Below are 17,679 nucleotides of genomic sequence, written 5' to 3'. Positions count from 1 at the left end.
AATAGTCCAAATTTTTTATACTTAAATAGAATTCAACAAATTTCGCAAGGAGGAACGTTATGGTATCCAAATTATCGCAGAACTGGAAGTATGTCATTATCATCTTGCTATTTTTAGGATGGTCAATTGGAAACTTTGATCGATTTTTCATGAATTATGCGATTTTAGGTATTTCAAAGGATCTCCAATTAAGTGCCTCCCAGACAGGAATTGTTTTAAGCAGCTTTTTTGCAGGTTATGCATTAATGCAAATTCCAGGTGGGTGGCTCGCAGATCGTTTTGGTTTCAGAAAAATCATCGTCATGGCTGTTCTTGCATGGTCCGTTTTCACGATTTTGTCTGGAATGGCATGGTCATTCATGTCTTTAATCCTCATTCGATTTCTTTTTGGAATTGGGGAAGGAAGCTTTTTTCCATCTGCATCAAAAGGTATTGCGAGTTGGTTTCCGCAAAATGAACGGAGCCGGGCTATGTCCTTCATGCTTACTTCCGGTACGATAATGGGAGTAATAACACCAATCATTGGTACCCAGTCTATGCAAACGATCGGTTGGAGAATGATCTTTTATATTGCAGGTGCTATTGGTATTATATTTACCTTACTTTACGTCTTTTTCTTAAAAGAGCAGAAAGGTTCAACTGAAGGAAAGATTGAAAACCCTTCCAAAAATAAAGCGCCATTAAGAGACGTTTTAAAAACTCCGATTATATGGAATTTGTTCTTTGCCTATTTTGCGATTTATGCCGTGCAATGGGGATTAATGGCATGGATGCCAACTTATTTAGTAAAGGCACGACATCTCGACTTAACATCCGTTGGGTATATTTCAGCTATTCCAGCGGTTGCAGGAATTATCGCGATGCTTGCAAGTGGCTATATTTTAGATAAATTACCTGAAGGGAAAGATAAGGTAATTGCAGCGATATTTGCAGTATTAACGGCGGTTTTTCTTTATTTAATGGCTTTTGCGCCAAACATAGCAATGTTTGCGGTCTATCAAAGTGTTGTTACTGTATTCATGTCGTTTAATATTATTCTAATCATCTCAGCTCCATTAAAAATGTTATCAGAAGAGGTTGTAGGAACAGCAAATGGTTTTATTAATACAGGTGCACAATTCGCTGGTGTTCTTACTCCGATGTTAATAGGATTTTTAGTCGATGCATTTGACGGTTCTTATACAGTGGCTTTTATAATGCTGATTATGTTTGCGCTATTGTGTGCGGGATCTTTATTTTTGATTCGCTCTAAGAAAGAGGTTCCTTCTTTCAAAAAAAATGCAAGTTAGGAGATGGAAAAATTGACTGCTCTATCAGAAAAAATTACAAGTTTAATAGATGAAAAACGTCCAATGTTTGAAGAGCTAAGTGATCAAATATGGGAGCTTGCAGAAACTAGATTTGAAGAATATCGTTCAGCTGATTTGCTTTGTGAAGCAATGGAAGATGAAGGGTTTGCCGTAAAAAGGGGGATAGCTGGTCTTGAAACAGGCTTTATTGCCTCCTATGGATCGGGTCATCCGGTCATTGCGATTCTGGGTGAATATGATGCTTTGGCAGGGCTAAGTCAACAAGCGAGCAGCAATACGTTTGAGCCCATTATGAAAAATGGAAATGGCCATGGCTGCGGACATAATTTACTGGGAGTAGGTTCGTTAGCGGCTGCAATTGCGGTTAAAGATTATATGAAAGAAAATAAGCTTGCTGGAACCGTACAATATTTTGGCTGTCCGGCAGAAGAAAGTGGATATGGGAAAACTTTTATGGCAAGAGACGGTCTTTTTAAAGATGTGGATGCTGCCTTTTCATGGCATCCTGCCACGATGAATGCTGTCATGAACTCCACTGCCAATGCGGTCATCCATGCACACTTTAAATTTAAAGGGAGAAGTGCCCATGCCGGTGCATCACCACATTTAGGGAGAAGTGCATTAGACGCAGTCGAACTTATGAACGTCGGTGTCAATTATATGAGAGAACACATGATTGATGAAGCTAGGATTCATTATGCTGTTACCAATACAGGTGGATTGGCTCCAAACGTCGTTCAGGCAGAGGCGGAAGTGACTTATTTAATCCGTGCACCGAAACCATATCAGGTAAAAGAGCTTTATGACAGGGTAGTAGACTGTGCCCGTGGTGCAGCTCTTATGACGCAAACGAAGGTAGATTACGAAATTCAAGGCTCCTGCCATAATTTAATTCCTAACCTAACTCTTGAAAAAGTGATGCACCAATATATGCAAGAAATAGGAGCTCCCCTTGCTTCGGAGCAGAATATTAACTATGCAAAAACCATCTATGAAACTTTGACGGACGAGGAGAAGCGTGCGGCAGCTTTACAAGTGGGGAAACAGGGAGCTTCTCTATTAGCTGAACGGCCTATTGCCGACTTTATCGCCCCATTTTCTGAAAAAGAAACCTTTATGGGAGGTTCTACGGATGTTGCCGATGTTAGCTGGAATGTACCAACGGCGCAATGTGTTACTTCCACCTGGGCGTTTGGAACACCGTTTCATACTTGGCAGGCTGTCGCGCAAGGTAAAGAAAGCTACGCCCATGATGCCATGTTATTAGCAGGAAAAGCAATTGCGTGTACAGCTATTTCGGCTCTTGAAAACCCGGAATTACTTGAAAAGGCTAAGAAGGAATTGGCAGAAAGGCTTGAAGGAGAAACCTATGAGTCGCTAATCCCTAAAGAACTAACACCTCCTCAATATAAACAAAAGGTGTATCAAACAATATAAAATTCAGGAGTGGAATTGATAAATCGCAATCTATGTGAATTTTTCCTAAGCAGGCAGGAAACAGAGAGACGGTTCTTATGCTTCAGGCGTAGGGACCGTCTTCTTTAAAGGGAGTGAGCATATGTCATTCACGAGTTTAAGAGAATTAATGGAACTTGCTGAAAAAGAGAAAACAACTATCGCGGATTTAATGATAAATACAGAGGTACAACAGAAAGGTGATCTTAGAGATACGATACTTGAAAAAATGGCTGAGCAATTTGCAGTGATGGAGGAGGCTGTCCGTAAAGGGACGATGAGTCCCGTAATGTCCCGGACCGGTTTGACAGGCGGGGATGGGCACCGCCTTCACCAATATGCCGAAAATAGGAATTCCTTTGTCACCCCTACGACATTAAATGTTGCAGCGAATGCGCTCGCGGTTTCAGAGGTAAATGCGGCGATGGGGAGGATTGTGGCAACACCGACAGCAGGATCAGCAGGAATCCTGCCGGCTGTACTGGTTCATGCCCTTGATAGCGGAAATTTTACCCGTAAGCAAATTGTTCAGGCCATGTTTACTGCCTCCGCCCTTGGCTTGGTTATTGCGAATAAAGCATCAATCTCAGGGGCAGCCGGGGGGTGCCAGGCCGAAGTCGGATCTGCAACAGCAATGGCAGCCGGCACCCTTGTTGAGCTGGCCGGTGGAACACCGACGCAGGTTGGAAATGCTGTTGGAATCGCCTTGAAAAATTCACTAGGGCTGGTCTGTGACCCAGTGGCCGGGCTGGTGGAAATCCCATGCATTATTCGGAATGGTTTACATGCGATTACCGCACAAGCTGCAGCAGATATGGCGTTAGCAGGGGTAGTCAGCATTATCCCTCCGGATGAGGTAGTCCATGTGATGCATGAGGTAGGACAGCAAATGCCAGAATCGTTGAGAGAAACAGGGATAGGCGGTCTTGCCGAAACTCCAACAGGCAAGAAATTAAAAGAACAGATTTTCAACGAAAAAGCGAGTGGCTGTGGCCCGGCAAAATACCAAAGTGCCTATGAAATTATCGGCCCTGTAATGGTTGGCCCTTCAAGTTCGCATACCGCCGGGGCTGTTCGAATTGGGAACATTGCCTACCAGCTGTTGAATGAAAAACCATTATATGTGAGGTTCTCATTAATGGGCTCCTTCGCTGAAACCTACCAAGGGCACGGAACAGACTTAGCCCTGTTAGCTGGTGTTATGGGATTATCGACCCAAGATGATGGCATTCCAAATGCAAAGGCAATTGCCGAAGAACAGGGCTTACAATATGAATTTACGAAAAGGGTGCTTGGAAGTTATCACCCTAACACTGTTCTTGTAGAAATATCAGGGGCTTTACGTACTGTAAAGGTATTGGCTAGTTCTTTGGGTGGGGGCAAGGTGGAGGTTCAGGAACTGGACGATTACCCGTTAAAATTTTCCGGCGAACGGCCGACACTTGTGATCCGCCATAAAGACCGAAAAGGGGTTATTTCCGAATTATCGGCTGTTCTTTACCAAAACGGATTTAACATCGCTCGGATGGCGAATGAACGTTCAAAAATAAACGGCCCGGCAATCACAATTTGCGAAATTGATAATCATGCCGAAGAAACTCTATTAACACTTTTAACAAAGGAAATTCCAATTGTTAACGAAATTGTCTGGGTTGAAACTAAATAGTATCCAAAAGCATTTTGTTGATTTGCATATTTTTAAGAAAAAAAAAGCCTTGAAAAATCAAGGCTTTTTGACGTCCCAAAGAGGATTCGAACCTCCGACCTACAGTTTAGGAAACTTTACGTTCCGAAATCTCAGGGGTCTGTTCGATCATACCAGATACCAGGTCGCAGCCATCATTCCGACTACTCTGTCGTTATGCATTCCGGCCAGGCCTTTCTTTTGACGTTTCTAACTTGCGCATAATTTTTCGAACTCAGGTGCCTAAAAAATCTTTACATTCCCGAAAATTCTGATATTATAATGCGGAGGTGATAAGCTTGAACATTTCGGAATTACTCGGTATGCGTTACAAAAACCTAATCGAAGCCCAGGTCGATAAGAGCCCGGATGAATTAGTCGTAAGTGATGACGGCAGCAAAACGTTCTTTATTGTTTCACGGGAATTATTCGATAGTAAACTTCAGCCACTCGGATACGAAATCGTAGTAGCAGACGGAGAGTAATTTGCTCTTCGTTTTTTTTATTTCGATAGCATCACCGTACGTACATATAAAAAGTGCCCGACTCAACGCAAGCCGAACACCTCTACCATACCTACTCCGAAACTTTAACTGACTCGAAAGCATTATCGATTGCAGCTTCTTCGCTTTCTCCGCCGTCCAATTACTCCGATCCCATCCTCATAATCCGTCACTAGCGCTTCATAGTTTCCGTTATCTACCCGGATATGTAGCAATCCTTACCGTACCTATATCTCGTATTTCCTAGACTTTATATCCTTATAACACTATCTAAAACTTCACATAAGGCTCAAATAGACAAAATCACCACTCTAGGCTAAGACTATTACTTTCTAATATAAACATCTGAAATGCATGTTCATTTTAGCCAAAAATAAAGAGGTGAGTGTCAAAACGATATTCACCACTTTTACTATCAATTTATTTAGCTATATATTTTAACCGCTTACTTTAACTTTGAAAAAGGCAAGAAACCCCAGTACCATTAAAAGTTGAAGAATAATTCCAACTATACTACAAATTAAACCTGCGATTGCTAATCCTGTTCCATTTTCATTTGTTTTATTAATCTGTTTTACAGCTTTTTAATGACAATACTATTCCAATAATACCTAAGATAAAACCATATATAGGGATAAGTAATTATAAAATACCGACAATTAAAGAAATTACTGAGCGTTTGTTTGTATGAGCTAAATGGTCTACTTTTTTTATTTGTCCTCGCCAATAAATTTACGTTTCATGCGGTTTTAACTTCTCCTGTAATTCAGCCGCTAGTGTCCTACGTTCATCTATCGAGGTCCTACAGTGTCAAAAATGACGTCCTACAGACAACAAAAAAAAGCGCCATGTCACCGCATTGTCACCGTATTGATTAACGGATAACAAACCGCGATAAATCGCGCTTTTCTAATGTGACGTCCCAAAGAGTATTCGAACCTCCGACCTACAGTTTAGGAATGTGTATATTTGAACTGTATTGCAAGACGAAATACTTAGCATTATAAGGTTTTTTTTTGTTTGGTGCAAGGTAAAATTTGGTAGCTTTCTGCAGTAATATGTAATGTTTGGTGGCAGATTGGCGGCAGCATTTAATCTAATTAATTGCGATAACTAAGAAAAATATCAATTAATACAAGGAGCTTATAAATTTTTGATTCCTTTTTCTTTTGAATTGCAATATCCCAATAAGATTCAATTATATCTTTACTTATATTAGGAGACTCATAATTATAAGATTAGTTTTAAAATTACAACTTATTTGACAATTCAGAATTTAGGTCGTAAAATATTCTTAAGTTAACATATCATATGAAGAGTTAAAGGAAGGTGGCAACTCTTGGCATTAAAACGTAAATCCCTCGTCGATGATGTCGTTAATGTATTTTTAAAAGATGTGGAAAATGGAGTATACACATATGGTGATAAATTGCCTTCCCAGAAGGAATTGGCAACCCGTTATCAGGTCAGCTTAATCGTTATTAGAGAAGCTCTGACTAAATTATCTGCTGTAGGGATGATAAGTTTTCATCAAGGTAAAGGTACATATCTGAATAAATCAGAAGGAGAAACGTTTGCTTTGCCTGAATTTTCATCTTTAATTTTCCATAATATCAATAACCTTCTTGAAATAGTGGAAGCAAGACAAATAGTTGAGAGTGAAACAAGCTCATTAGCCGCTAAACGAAGAACAAATAACAATCTTTTAGAAATTGAAAAAACAATCGAGGGAATGAAGGAAAGCTTAAATGATTATGAAAATTTTGCTAAGTGGGATGTTGAATTTCACATTGCAGTAGCAAAAGCCTCAAATAATCAAGTACTGCAAAAAATTACTACGCTTCTTATTGATAGTTATCGTTCAGAGATATCCAAATTTTTTCAAGTTCCAGGGGTTATTGAAAAGATATTAATGGAGCATGAAATCATTTATTTTCAAATTTTAAATGGAAATAGTCAGAAGGCTTCTTTAATTATGCGTAACCACCTTGAATTACCTGAAAAGGTTTTTTCAGCAAAAATAGATGAATCTGGAACTAATTAGGAAAAATGTTTATTATTTATTCTTTATTGAAAGCGTTCTATTTTAGTTGGTAGTATCTTAATACACTCAACTAATTTAATGATAATAAATAAGGGGTGGAAAAAATGACTAATTATCAGATTGCTGTTATCCCTGGGGATGGAATCGGCCCGGAGGTAATGAATGAAGCAGTTAAAGTCCTTGAACTGCTCAAAAAGCTGGACCCTTCATTTCAAATCGAATTTGATACATTTGATTGGAACAGCGAGTATTATCTAAGGCATAGAAAAATGATGCCAGACGATGCCCTTGATACTTTAAAAAGATATGATGCAATTTTATTCGGGGCGATCGGTGACAAGAGAGTGCCTGATGATGTGACGGTATGGGAGCTAATCATGCCAATACGGAAAAAATTCAATCAGTACATTAATTTACGCCCGGTTAAATTATTGAAGGGTGCGCCTAGCAGATATACAGGTGAAAGTATCGATTTTGTCATTGTCAGGGAAAATGCAGAAGGTGAATACTCTAATAGCGGCGGCAGATTGTACCCAGGTATGGAACAGGAGATTGCCATACAAAATACGATTTTCACTCGGACAGGCACGAAAAAAGTTGCAAGATTTGCCTTTGAATATGCTAAAAATCATGGCAAAAGGACGGTCACTAGCGCGACAAAATCGAATGCGATTATCCATTCAATGAAACTATGGGACGAGGCTGTTAAAGAGGTTGGACAAGATTTTTCGGCTATTAATCTGCAAAGCTATTATATTGATGCCCTTGCCGCCTATTTTGTTTCCAGGCCGGAGGATTTCGAAGTAGTTGTTGCTTCCAATTTGTTTGGGGATATTTTGAGTGATTTAGGCTCTGCAGTTGTAGGAGGGCTTGGGCTTTCCCCATCTGCAAACTTAAATCCGGAAGGAGATTTCCCTTCCATGTTCGAGCCGGTCCATGGTTCTGCTCCTGATATTGCGGGCAAAGGCATCGCTAATCCCATTGCACAGATTTGGTCGGCAGCACTTATGCTAGAGCATTTGGGGAGAAAGGATTTAGCGGTTGTCATTTTAGAATCAATTGAACAGGTCCTAGTACAAAATGAAGTACAAACACCTGATTTAGGCGGCAGTTCAACGACAAGTGAAATGGGTTCAGCAATATGTGATGCTTTACAACATTTACTATTAGTTAGAGAGGGTCGATAATGATGAGGTTAGAAAATGAAGTGTTTGTTGTTACAGGTGCACAGGGCGGAATGGGGAAAGAAACGGTTAAAAGATTTTTAGAAGAAGGAGCTTTAGTTGTCGCTGTTGATCTCAATGTGGACGGAGTAGAGGAAAGCGAACATCTCCTGCCGATTGCTGCGGATTTAACTAGGGAAGAGGATGTGGCGAATGTTTTTTCATCTGCCTTTAAGAAATTTGAGCGTATCGACGGTCTTGTTAATATTGCAGGTATCGCCCAGTCAGCAACACCTATCGAAGAAGTGAGCTTGGCAGATTGGGAGAAAATTATGCGTGTAAACGCAACAGCTCCCTTTTTAACTTGCCGTGCTGCTGTACCTTATATGAAAAACAATGGTGGTGGAGTGATTGTCAATATCGCTTCTATTTCCATGGTGAGGCCAAGGCCCGGCTTAAATGCTTATATCGCTTCAAAGGGAGCGGCCGTTTCATTTTCGCAAGCCTTGGCCATCGAATTAGCCGAGTATGGGATCCGGGTAAATGTTGTGAACCCAGGTCCGGCTGATACGAAAATGCTTGGGGAATTTTCGGCTAAGGATACGGATATTGAAGAAACGAAGGAAAGTATTTTTAAGAAAAGTGTTCCATTGGGAAGGTTAATCAGACCTATTGATATTGCCAATTCTCTCGTTTATTTGTGTTCAAAGGAAGCGTCCATTGTGACAGGTTCTGTTATAAATGTAGATGGCGGCAGGGGGATTTAGCACATGAAGGCAGCAGATGTTCAAATACAAGGATGTTACATAAACGGTGAATGGATCGTCCCAAATACTGAGAGATTAATAGAGGTGAAGAATCCAGGGGACGGTTCAATTTTAGCTTTTGTTCCAAGAGGGGGCAAGGAAGAAATTGACCTTGCCATAAAAACTGCAAAAAAAGCATTTCATTCAAAAGAATGGAAGACGTTGAGTCCTTATAATCGGGGGAAGCTTCTTTATCAGGCAGCAGAAATCATTCGTGAGAATAAAGAAGAATTAGCAAAATTAGAGACGGCAGATGTCGGAAAGCCGCTTGCTCAATCCGCTGTAGATGTTGAGATTGCTGCACGTTATTTTGAATATTATGCCGGTATTGCAGATAAAATTTTGGGGGAGACCATTCCAATTGAACCAGGAATCATCGATTACACGGTTCGCGAACCGATTGGGATTGTAGGACATATTATTCCATGGAATTATCCGCTGCAAATTGCAGCAAGAAGCATTTCTATTTCGATAGCAACAGGGAACGCTGCTGTACTGAAGCCAGCAGAGGATACTCCGTTGACGACGCTTAAGCTAGTTGAATTACTGAAGCCATTAGGGCTGCCAAAAGGTATTTTGAATGTTGTAACCGGTTACGGCCATGAAGCAGGTGCAGCACTTTCAGACCACCCTGAAATAAATCATATTACGTTTACTGGTTCGGTAGAGACAGGGAAAAGAGTCATGGAGTCAGCAGCAAAAAATATTGTTCCCGTTACCCTTGAGCTCGGCGGAAAATCCCCGAATATTGTCTTTGCTGATTGTAATGAGGAAGAGGCGCTTCAGTGGGTGCTGAAGTCGATTGTGCAAAATGCAGGACAGACATGTTCTGCGGGCTCCCGTTTGGTCATTGAAAAATCAATAAAAGAAAACTTCATAAGGAAGCTTGCAGTAGCAATGGAGAAACTTTCGATCGGCCCTGGAATAAAGAATCATGATTTAGGACCAGTGCTCTCCAAAAAGCAATTCGATCGTATCCAAAGTTTTATTGATTTAGCCAAACAGGACGGAATTCGGATTGTAACAGGTGGAGAACGTAAGTTGATAGAAGGGTGCGAACTCGGCTACTATCTTCAGCCCACCATCTTGGATAATGTTCCTGAAAGTCATTATCTTGCACAGGAGGAAATCTTCGGGCCAGTATTGACAGTTACCACCTTCCAAACGGAGGAGGAAGCAATCGAAATCGCAAATGGCACACAGTATGGACTTGTTGCTGGCGTATGGACTGAAAACGGCGGGCGAGCTCACCGTGTTGCCAGCCAGCTTCAATGCGGCCAAGTATTCATTAATCACTACGGGGCCGGTGGAGGCATAGCGCAGCCATTTGGCGGATACAAAAAAAGCGGATTCGGACGTGAAAAAGGGTTGGAGGCGCTGCGAAATTATACGCAAGTGAAGAATGTGGCGTTGAAATATTAAGGGCGTTAAAAAGCATGTTTCATCGTAATAGGAGATGTGTTAACCGAAAACAAGGGGTGCTTAATATGCAAAAGTCTGAAATAGAAGTCCGTACCTTAAAAAAAGTATCTAGAAGAATTATACCGTATATTTTTATATTATATATTATTGCTTTCTTAGACAGAGTGAACATAGGATATGCTGCCCTTGATATGAATAAGGACCTTGGGTTAACTGCATCCGTTATGGGGCTTATTTCTGGGATTTTCTTCATTAGTTACTTTCTATTTGAGGTACCTAGTAATATGCTAATGCACCGGTTTGGAGCAAGAAAATGGATTGGTCGAATCATGATTTCCTGGGGTATTGTGGTTATCATAACAGCCTGGGTACAAAATGCCAATCATTTGTATATCCTGCGTTTTATCCTCGGAATTGCTGAAGCTGGATTTTTCCCGGGCGTTATTCTTTATATTACGTATTGGTTCCGCGGGAAGGAGCGGGCTCGTGCTGTAGCTCTATTCATGATGGCATTGCCAGTATCTAATATCATCGGAGCACCCGTTACAACTTGGATTATGGATAATATTACTTGGTTTGGAATGGAAGGATGGCGCTGGATATTTATTATTGAAGGAATCCCAGCCATCATTTTAGGAATCGTCACTATCTTCTATTTAACTGATCGCCCTAATCAGGCAAAGTGGCTTTCAAAAGAAGAGAAAAAGTGGCTAGTATCTGAACTTGAAAAAGATAATCAGGGTAAATCCCCGCACCATAACCATAATCAAAAGCTGAAAGAAATGTTTCGAAGCACAAGAGTTTGGCGATTATCGTTTATTTACCTTACCCTTGTAACTGGTTTGTATGGAATTGGATTCTGGATGCCTACGATTATCAAAGGTTTTTCAAATATTTTAACAAATACTCAAGTAGGTTTAATCACGATGATTCCTTATTTATTAGGCGGAATAGCAATGGTTCTTTGGGCACGTCATTCTGATCGTACAGGAGAAAGAAAAATGCACACTGCACTTCCGCCGCTTGTAGGTGCCCTTGGACTTTTGGGCTGCGTGATGACAACAAATCCAATTCTTTCTATTATGATGATCTCGATGGTCACTGTTGGGATATACAGTATATTCGGACCGTTTTGGGCCATTCCTTCATTATTCCTCACTGAATTTGAAGCAGCTGTAGGTATAGCAATTATTAGTTCGATTGGTAATTTAGGCGGATTCATCGGTCCATATGTAATTGGTTTTGTAATGGATACTACTGGAAGAGTAGAAATGGGTTTATATTTTCTTAGTCTTGTCCTATTCATCTGCTTTTTACTTGTCTTTACGATCAAGAAAGAACATGTTACATCTACTTCGATTCCGATACAAGCAGATAAACTTAGTATAAAGTAATGAAAATAGAAAAACCCTTGCAATCGCAAGGGTTTTTTGACGTCCCGAAGAGGATTCGAACCTCCGACCTACAGTTTAGGAAACTGTTGCTCTATCCTGCTGAGCTATCGGGACACTTATTATAGGAACGTTATTTATTATAAATAGTTAATTGCAAAACGTCAATAATAAATAGTTAATGTATGGGGAAATCAGAAAATCTATTTATATATATATGAAGGGATTTGTTATTTCGTTCATGTTAATTATTGATTATTGAAATTCAAAAAAGCTTGGTTCCCTGTAGGAATAGAACCTGCTATCCTACTCACTTCATCATTTGTAATGTTTTTTCGCCACTGTAAATTCATCTACTGCATCAAGATCAACTTCATAGCCAATGCCGGCAGTTTGAGGTACCTGAATGTATCCGTTTTCCGCCACAACTTCAGGCAGGATAATATCTTTTTCCCAGTAACGATTTGAGCTTGCTGTATCGCCAGGTAAAATAAAGTTGGATAAAGTGGTTAATGCAACATTATGGGCTCGTCCGATCCCAGACTCAAGCATGCCGCCGCACCATACTGGAATCCCATTTGCCTTACAGTAATCATGGATTTTTCTTGCTTCCGTCAACCCGCCGACTCGTCCGATTTTAATATTAATAATTTTTGTACTGCCCAGTTCTACCGCTTTACGTGCATCCTCAACAGAATGAATGCTTTCATCTAAACAAATTGGAGTTTTTAGCATTTTTTGCAGCTTCGCATGATCGATGATGTCATCCGATGCTAAAGGCTGTTCAATCATCGTTAAGTTAAACCCATCCAGCTTTTTTAAAAGCTCTGCATCTTCCAAACGGTATGCCGAGTTTGCATCTGCCATAATCGCAACGTCAGGGAACTTCTCGCGCAATGTTCGCATTACTTCAACATCCCAGCCCGGCTTAATTTTCACTTTAATCCGTTTGTAGCCTTCGTTTACATATTCATCGACTAACGCTACTAAGTCGTCAATTGATTTTTGAATGCCAATACTAATCCCAACTTCAATTTTTTCTTTTTTTCCACCGAGTGCAGAAGCAAGAGATTGATTGGTTTGCTGCGCATAAATATCCCAAACGGCGCCTTCAATAGTCGACTTTGCCATATTATTTTTTCGGATTGGGGCAAAAAGTTCACTCACTTCATCAGGATGGTTCATTTCCTTGTTTAATAGTAATGGAATTAAAAAATCCTCTAGCATATGCCAATTTGTTTGTAATGTCTCTTCGTTGTACCAAGGGGAGTGGAAGGCTACCGACTCGCCCCATCCAATAGTTCCATCTTCGTCTCTTGCTTCGAGTAACAGAAAATCCTTGTCTGTAAATGTTCCAAAACTAGTAGTGAAGGGTGCTTTTAATTTCATTTTTAAATGGCGAATCGTAATGTCTGTAATCTTCATTTTGTTTCTCCTCCAAGTGCTAACGTCTCTTTTTTTACAAAAATGTATCTATTGTGTGTTTCATTTGGCTGTAATTGAACAGTGGCATACCCTGCTTTGAATAAGCGTTGGAACTGTGTTCGCGTCTGTGTACGCCAGTCCATCGCTAGAGATTGGCTGGCGGCTTTTAAGGCTTGAAAATCCTTTGGTACAGCCAATGAATAGGCCGGACTGTTTAGATCCTGCTCAATGCCCGCAACGTAAACAGGCAGGCCTTCTTCATTAAATGAAATGGTGTTTATAGCTGCTGGCCGATCCATCATTGGTAAATGCTTTTCAACAACATAAGGACTGGTTAAATGCCAGTGCACTTCAAAACGGTCTGACGGCAGTCCTTGATTGAAGACGTTCTTCATCTCACCGTAACAATTTTCTATATAAGTGTCACAAATCCCATTAAGCTTGGTTAAATTTAAATATCCGTTTCGGGTTTCAAGCGGGTCATATGTCCAGTGAATCGTGTCATAGCCCTTAGTAATGGCAATTTCGCGTTGTTTAAGCTTAAGTTTTTCACCTATGCCGTGGGAACGGTAATCCTCGTCAATTCCAAGCATATGTGAGCATAAATAGCTTTGGCCATCACGGAAGCCGGCAAAGCCATAGCTAAAACCGATTAATCGGCTTCCGTCAAAGGCACCGACCATAATGCCGCCGTTTTTTACTGCTGTTAACGTTTGGTGTGAAGGAGTGGGGGGCATTTCCCATACTTTACATTCCAGTTCTTGAACTTGTTCCATTTCTTCAATTGTTTTCAGTTCTCGTATGATAATCATTGATTCTCGCTTCTTTCAACTTGATGTAATGCCAATACTAATGCTCTCGTAATAATTTGAGCCCCTTTCGGGAGCCGTTTTTGATTAAACGTCATATGTGGATGATGTAACCCGGGGGTGACACCGCAGCCAAGTCCGAGCATCGTTGTTTTTAGTTTTGGTCTTTTATAAGCGTAAAAGTGGAAGTCTTCTCCGCCCGGAGTGACAATTTCCGGTGCTAAATGTTCCTTGCCTGCTACATCGATAATCGCTTGCTGCATAATCGCTTTTGCCGTTTCATCCACTTGAGCGGCGGCAATATGGGCATCCACTTGGTAATCAATTGTAGCTCCATACATCATACTCACGGCCGTGATAACTTTTTCAAACCCGGCAGTTAATGCCTCCATCGTTTCATTATTTTGAGCCCTTGCGTCAATACCAAAGGTTGCCTTACCAGGGATGATATTTGTTGAGGTGCCGCCTGCTTGAAGCTGCGTCATTTTAATAGAAGCAGTTTCAGCCGGACTAATCCAAACACGTTTTAACCCGTCAATTAAAGCGGCTGCTGCCTCAATTGCGTTTACCCCTTTTTCAGGCCGGGATCCGTGTGCTTCCACTCCTTTTATGGTTCCGGTTAAAAGTTTTGCAGCTCCATGATAAAGTGCCGGTGCATACGTCCCGTCTTGTAGTTCAAAATGCGGTCTTACATGTGTCCCGAACAAATAGTGAAGAGAATCAACAACACCTTCCTCCACAAGTGCCTTTGCCCCTTGGGCCTTTTCCTCAGCGGGTTGAAATATAATACGCACTGCTCCTGTTAGGGTTGGGGCCAGTTCTTTTAGTAAAAGAATGGTACCAAGTGCCATTGTCATGTGCCCATCATGTCCGCATGAATGATTGGCGCGGAACTGACCGTCCACTTCCTGCCATAGAGCGTCGATATCCGTACGGAATCCAACCATGGGAGTTCCTTCGCCAATATCTACATATAGTCCAGTCATATTTTCAAATGTATTTGGTTCAAAACCTTCTTTTCGAAGAAAGTCTGCAATAAATGCGGTTGTTTCAACTTCCCCCCAACTGACCTCCGGATTCCTATGTAAATGTTCGAAAATTGAATGTAAACGTTCAGCTAATGTTTGTTCTGTTACCATTGTCAACTCCACCTCTCCGAAATAAAGCTATATTGAAAATCATCGTACTTAACCCGTTGATTGTTGTAGTAAACTGGATCAAATGTCATCATCCCTGTAACTAATATATTTAAAAAGGAAATGAGAGAAGGCATAAGATCAATGGTTGATAGCTCAGGTTGTTCTAATATAAATGTGTAGGAGCAATAATTATTTATAGGAGCAAGTTTAGAATCTGTAACAGCCAGAATCGTAATACCCCGTTCATGGAGTGCCTTGGCTATTTGTATTGGTTCTTTAAAATAACGGTGTAGTGAAATGACAATTACCACCGCTTGTTCATCGATTTCCTGGAGGGTTCGAATCAGTTCTGCTGTTTGCGTTTGGATAAGCCTGACATTTGGCCGAAGAATATTCATCGTAAAATGCAGCCACTGAGCACCAAACTCCGATGCACCGGCACCCACAATGTAAATATGTTTCGCTTCATGTAATGTATGTGTTGCTTCATTAAAGAGTTTCTTATCAATTTGTTTGGCAATTCTGATAATTTTAGAGCTATCTTTGTTCATTCCTTTTTCGACAAGGCACTGGTCATTAAAAAGCTCTTTTTTAGAGGATACGTAATTCCCCAGTGTACTTTCAGATGTATGGTTAAAAACAAATAGGGTAATTTCTTTTTGCAGCTGGGAATATCCTTCGAGCCCAATTGCATAGCAGAAGCGAATAACAGTTGTCTCGCTTATGCCAGCTTTCTCACCAACTTCGGCTGCAGAATGGACACCGATAAAGGTTGGGTTTTTCAGCACAAAGTTTGCCACTTTTTGCTGTGCCTTCGATAGTTTATTAAAATGCAGCTCAATCCTGTCCTTGATGGTTTGTTCCTTCAAGAGAAGTCTCTCCTTTAATTATGTATGAAATGAAGTATAAACTTCTTTTTAATGAATATAAAAATAGCACAAATTAAAATTAAAAACAATAAATATTCGGAAATTTTAAAAAAATAGTAGAACAGAAAGGGAAGGTTAAAGAAATATTCGCTAGACAAAAAAAGGACCGGGCAATGCCCGGTATCTCTAAATTTGGATTGTTTATGGAATGGACAAATCTCGGTCTGACTCCACCAACTTTTTGGGCGATTTCTCACGGAAAATAAGCCAGACGATGAGGCTAAGGGTGATCAATAACCCCTCCATTGAGAGGATATAGAAAGGGTATGGACCCAGAACGTCTAATAAACTGGCACCATCTGGTTTATGGCTTAAGAACATATAGTTTCCGCCTGTCAGTTTATTAATCAACATAATAATTGGCATTAAAATATTCAAGAAAACAAACAGCTTCAAAACGGACCAAATGGTCGGGCGGTATCCCTTTGCCCAAGTGAAAAACAAAGGAACCCAAATCTCCATTAAATGAGTATAAAAGAAATGAAAAAATCGGAAATGGGGGAAATCGTATGTGAGCAGTGGTGTAAACATGGCTTGTGTGGCACCTAATAATGCCGTAAATAATAAAATCTCATAGATTAATTTTTTTCGAGTCAGCAATAAAATGACCGTTAGGATCAAGCTGATGCTGCATAATTCCAACGGAAATGCATGACTTACATCCCAGCTTCCATTGACAGCCATCCAAATATGATAGGTTAATTCAATTGCAATTAAGGAAACAGCAATTCCAATTTCAATCCCGCGCCATTTCTCATCCTTCAGTTTATTTCTATAGAGAAAAATTAAAATGGCACCCAAAAATAAGATGGTCATAATAACAAAGTGACTAACTGAGAACATATCAAAATCATAATTTTTATTACTTCTGCCAAACCACTCCATAAATTCACCACCTTTATTTAAATAATATCATGGTCTGGTAAAAGATGGGGTTTGATTAATCGGAATATTTTAAAAATAATTTTTCACTCAATAATAGATTTTTAGTCATTTTAATAAATATATGCACAACAATTGTAATTTTCATAGGAAACCTTATATTCCTGAAGAATTTATCAATGGAATTTGGGTATTTTATAAAAATACCCCAAAGGAGATTTTAGTTATGATAAAAATCGTTTTATGGGCCTTCTTTTTATTACCATGGCTCTCTTTATTCTTTTTAAAAAACTCCGCAATTCGCAGGTATATGCCTGTTGCTTTGTTTGCAACGGTTATTAACACAATCTTTTACCAAATTGCTTGGACTTATGGCTGGTGGAAATACAAAGAAACTCTTTTTTCGTGGGATAAGGTAGCACAAGTACATACCGTATATGGTGTATTTTTGGTAGGGACGATCTGGATTTTTTATTTTACCTTCCGTAAATTTTGGCTTTATTTCGTTGTTAATTTGATTACAGATTGTATCTACTCTTTCGGTTTCAGAGCTTTGTGGAAGAAACTTGGAATTACTACTAGCGGGGGGAACCTGTCTCCTCTTGAAGGGATTTTGTTCATGACTTTAATCTCTATATCGCTTTACATATATCAACTATGGCAAGATGGGTTGTTTGCTGGAGAAAATACTATTAGACAAGAATAGATTCATTAAAA

Annotated in this window: 15 protein-coding genes and 1 tRNA gene; 10 read left to right on the top strand and 6 right to left on the bottom strand. The window is 40.1% G+C overall.

The genetic code is table 11. The features are described 5' to 3' along the window. The first annotated feature begins 59 nt into the window (after positions 1 to 59). From PH210_RS00520 to PH210_RS00470, 9 genes are all read left to right on the top strand, one after another. On the top strand, positions 60 to 1,289 hold the full coding sequence (locus tag PH210_RS00520; RefSeq protein ID WP_289982208.1) for an MFS transporter: 1,230 nt from the start codon (positions 60 to 62) through the stop codon (positions 1,287 to 1,289). Positions 1,290 to 1,352: 63 nt separating this feature from the next. Further along, positions 1,353 to 2,747, top strand: a complete 1,395-nt coding sequence (locus PH210_RS00515; RefSeq protein WP_289982948.1) for a M20 family metallopeptidase — start codon at positions 1,353 to 1,355, stop codon at positions 2,745 to 2,747. 121 nt (positions 2,748 to 2,868) lie between these two features. Next, positions 2,869 to 4,431, top strand: a complete 1,563-nt coding sequence (gene sdaAA / locus PH210_RS29690; protein WP_354669932.1) for an L-serine ammonia-lyase, iron-sulfur-dependent, subunit alpha — start codon at positions 2,869 to 2,871, stop codon at positions 4,429 to 4,431. A gap of 317 nt (positions 4,432 to 4,748) precedes the next feature. Continuing rightward, positions 4,749 to 4,934 carry a hypothetical protein gene (locus PH210_RS00500; RefSeq protein ID WP_289982207.1) on the top strand — a complete coding sequence of 62 codons (186 nt, stop codon included), beginning with the start codon at positions 4,749 to 4,751 and terminating at the stop codon, positions 4,932 to 4,934. Positions 4,935 to 6,291: 1,357 nt separating this feature from the next. Beyond that, entirely contained in the window at positions 6,292 to 6,996 is a 705-nt protein-coding gene (locus PH210_RS00490) for a FadR/GntR family transcriptional regulator (RefSeq protein WP_289982206.1), read from the top strand. A gap of 104 nt (positions 6,997 to 7,100) precedes the next feature. Then, positions 7,101 to 8,183, top strand: coding sequence for a tartrate dehydrogenase (locus PH210_RS00485; RefSeq protein WP_289982205.1), 1,083 nt, complete (start codon positions 7,101 to 7,103; stop codon positions 8,181 to 8,183). A 2-nt stretch (positions 8,184 to 8,185) separates the two neighbouring features. Continuing rightward, the gene (locus PH210_RS00480; RefSeq protein ID WP_289982944.1) at positions 8,186 to 8,926 is read left to right on the top strand and encodes an SDR family NAD(P)-dependent oxidoreductase; all 741 of its coding nucleotides are present in this window, start codon (positions 8,186 to 8,188) and stop codon (positions 8,924 to 8,926) included. Between the two features lie 3 nt (positions 8,927 to 8,929). Further along, positions 8,930 to 10,387 carry an aldehyde dehydrogenase family protein gene (locus PH210_RS00475; protein ID WP_289982204.1) on the top strand — a complete coding sequence of 486 codons (1,458 nt, stop codon included), beginning with the start codon at positions 8,930 to 8,932 and terminating at the stop codon, positions 10,385 to 10,387. A gap of 65 nt (positions 10,388 to 10,452) precedes the next feature. Then, the gene (locus PH210_RS00470) at positions 10,453 to 11,781 is read left to right on the top strand and encodes an MFS transporter (RefSeq protein WP_289982203.1); all 1,329 of its coding nucleotides are present in this window, start codon (positions 10,453 to 10,455) and stop codon (positions 11,779 to 11,781) included. 40 nt (positions 11,782 to 11,821) lie between these two features. On the opposite strand, the gene PH210_RS00465 is transcribed toward PH210_RS00470, so the two are convergent. The 6 genes from PH210_RS00465 to PH210_RS00440 form a co-directional block, all read right to left on the bottom strand. Then, positions 11,822 to 11,895: transfer RNA gene (locus PH210_RS00465), tRNA-Arg, on the bottom strand. A gap of 201 nt (positions 11,896 to 12,096) precedes the next feature. Next, positions 12,097 to 13,203 (bottom strand): o-succinylbenzoate synthase, encoded by a 1,107-nt coding sequence (gene menC, locus PH210_RS00460; RefSeq protein ID WP_289982202.1) that lies wholly within the window; start codon positions 13,201 to 13,203, stop codon positions 12,097 to 12,099. Then, positions 13,200 to 14,015: a GNAT family N-acetyltransferase gene (locus PH210_RS00455; RefSeq protein ID WP_289982201.1), complete on the bottom strand. Its 816-nt coding sequence runs from the start codon at positions 14,013 to 14,015 to the stop codon at positions 13,200 to 13,202. Before PH210_RS00455 ends, menC begins: the two co-directional genes overlap by 4 nt. Beyond that, positions 14,012 to 15,151: a M20 peptidase aminoacylase family protein gene (locus PH210_RS00450; RefSeq protein ID WP_289982200.1), complete on the bottom strand. Its 1,140-nt coding sequence runs from the start codon at positions 15,149 to 15,151 to the stop codon at positions 14,012 to 14,014. The genes PH210_RS00455 and PH210_RS00450 overlap by 4 nt, the downstream gene beginning before the upstream one ends. 2 nt (positions 15,152 to 15,153) lie before the next feature. Continuing rightward, positions 15,154 to 16,020: a MurR/RpiR family transcriptional regulator gene (locus PH210_RS00445; RefSeq protein WP_289982199.1), complete on the bottom strand. Its 867-nt coding sequence runs from the start codon at positions 16,018 to 16,020 to the stop codon at positions 15,154 to 15,156. Between the two features lie 201 nt (positions 16,021 to 16,221). Beyond that, entirely contained in the window at positions 16,222 to 16,965 is a 744-nt protein-coding gene (locus tag PH210_RS00440; RefSeq protein WP_289982198.1) for a YwaF family protein, read from the bottom strand. Between the two features lie 223 nt (positions 16,966 to 17,188). Here PH210_RS00440 and PH210_RS00435 point away from each other — a divergent pair, with 223 nt between their 5' ends. Beyond that, positions 17,189 to 17,668, top strand: coding sequence for a hypothetical protein (locus tag PH210_RS00435; protein ID WP_289982197.1), 480 nt, complete (start codon positions 17,189 to 17,191; stop codon positions 17,666 to 17,668). The last annotated feature ends 11 nt before the right edge of the window (positions 17,669 to 17,679 follow it).

It is taken from the genome of Paenibacillus sp. BSR1-1 (genome assembly GCF_030403775.1).
Classification (GTDB): Bacteria; Bacillota; Bacilli; order Bacillales; family Cytobacillaceae; genus Neobacillus.
Note: the sequence above shows the minus strand (reverse complement) of the source record. Positions and strands in the feature narration are given on the sequence as shown.

Bases quoted from the DNA above. Each gene is read 5' to 3' on its own strand.
- PH210_RS00435 (WP_289982197.1), top strand. From the start codon at position 17,189: ATGATAAAAATCGTTTTATGGGCCTTCTTTTTATTACCATGGCTCTCT.
- PH210_RS00440 (WP_289982198.1), bottom strand. From the start codon at position 16,965: ATGGAGTGGTTTGGCAGAAGTAATAAAAATTATGATTTTGATATGTTC.
- menC (WP_289982202.1), bottom strand. From the start codon at position 13,203: ATGAAGATTACAGACATTACGATTCGCCATTTAAAAATGAAATTAAAA.
- PH210_RS00520 (WP_289982208.1), top strand. From the start codon at position 60: ATGGTATCCAAATTATCGCAGAACTGGAAGTATGTCATTATCATCTTG.
- PH210_RS00475 (WP_289982204.1), top strand. From the start codon at position 8,930: ATGAAGGCAGCAGATGTTCAAATACAAGGATGTTACATAAACGGTGAA.
- PH210_RS00470 (WP_289982203.1), top strand. From the start codon at position 10,453: ATGCAAAAGTCTGAAATAGAAGTCCGTACCTTAAAAAAAGTATCTAGA.
- sdaAA (WP_354669932.1), top strand. From the start codon at position 2,869: ATGTCATTCACGAGTTTAAGAGAATTAATGGAACTTGCTGAAAAAGAG.
- PH210_RS00485 (WP_289982205.1), top strand. From the start codon at position 7,101: ATGACTAATTATCAGATTGCTGTTATCCCTGGGGATGGAATCGGCCCG.
- PH210_RS00450 (WP_289982200.1), bottom strand. From the start codon at position 15,151: ATGGTAACAGAACAAACATTAGCTGAACGTTTACATTCAATTTTCGAA.
- PH210_RS00455 (WP_289982201.1), bottom strand. From the start codon at position 14,015: ATGATTATCATACGAGAACTGAAAACAATTGAAGAAATGGAACAAGTT.
- PH210_RS00480 (WP_289982944.1), top strand. From the start codon at position 8,186: ATGAGGTTAGAAAATGAAGTGTTTGTTGTTACAGGTGCACAGGGCGGA.
- PH210_RS00515 (WP_289982948.1), top strand. From the start codon at position 1,353: ATGTTTGAAGAGCTAAGTGATCAAATATGGGAGCTTGCAGAAACTAGA.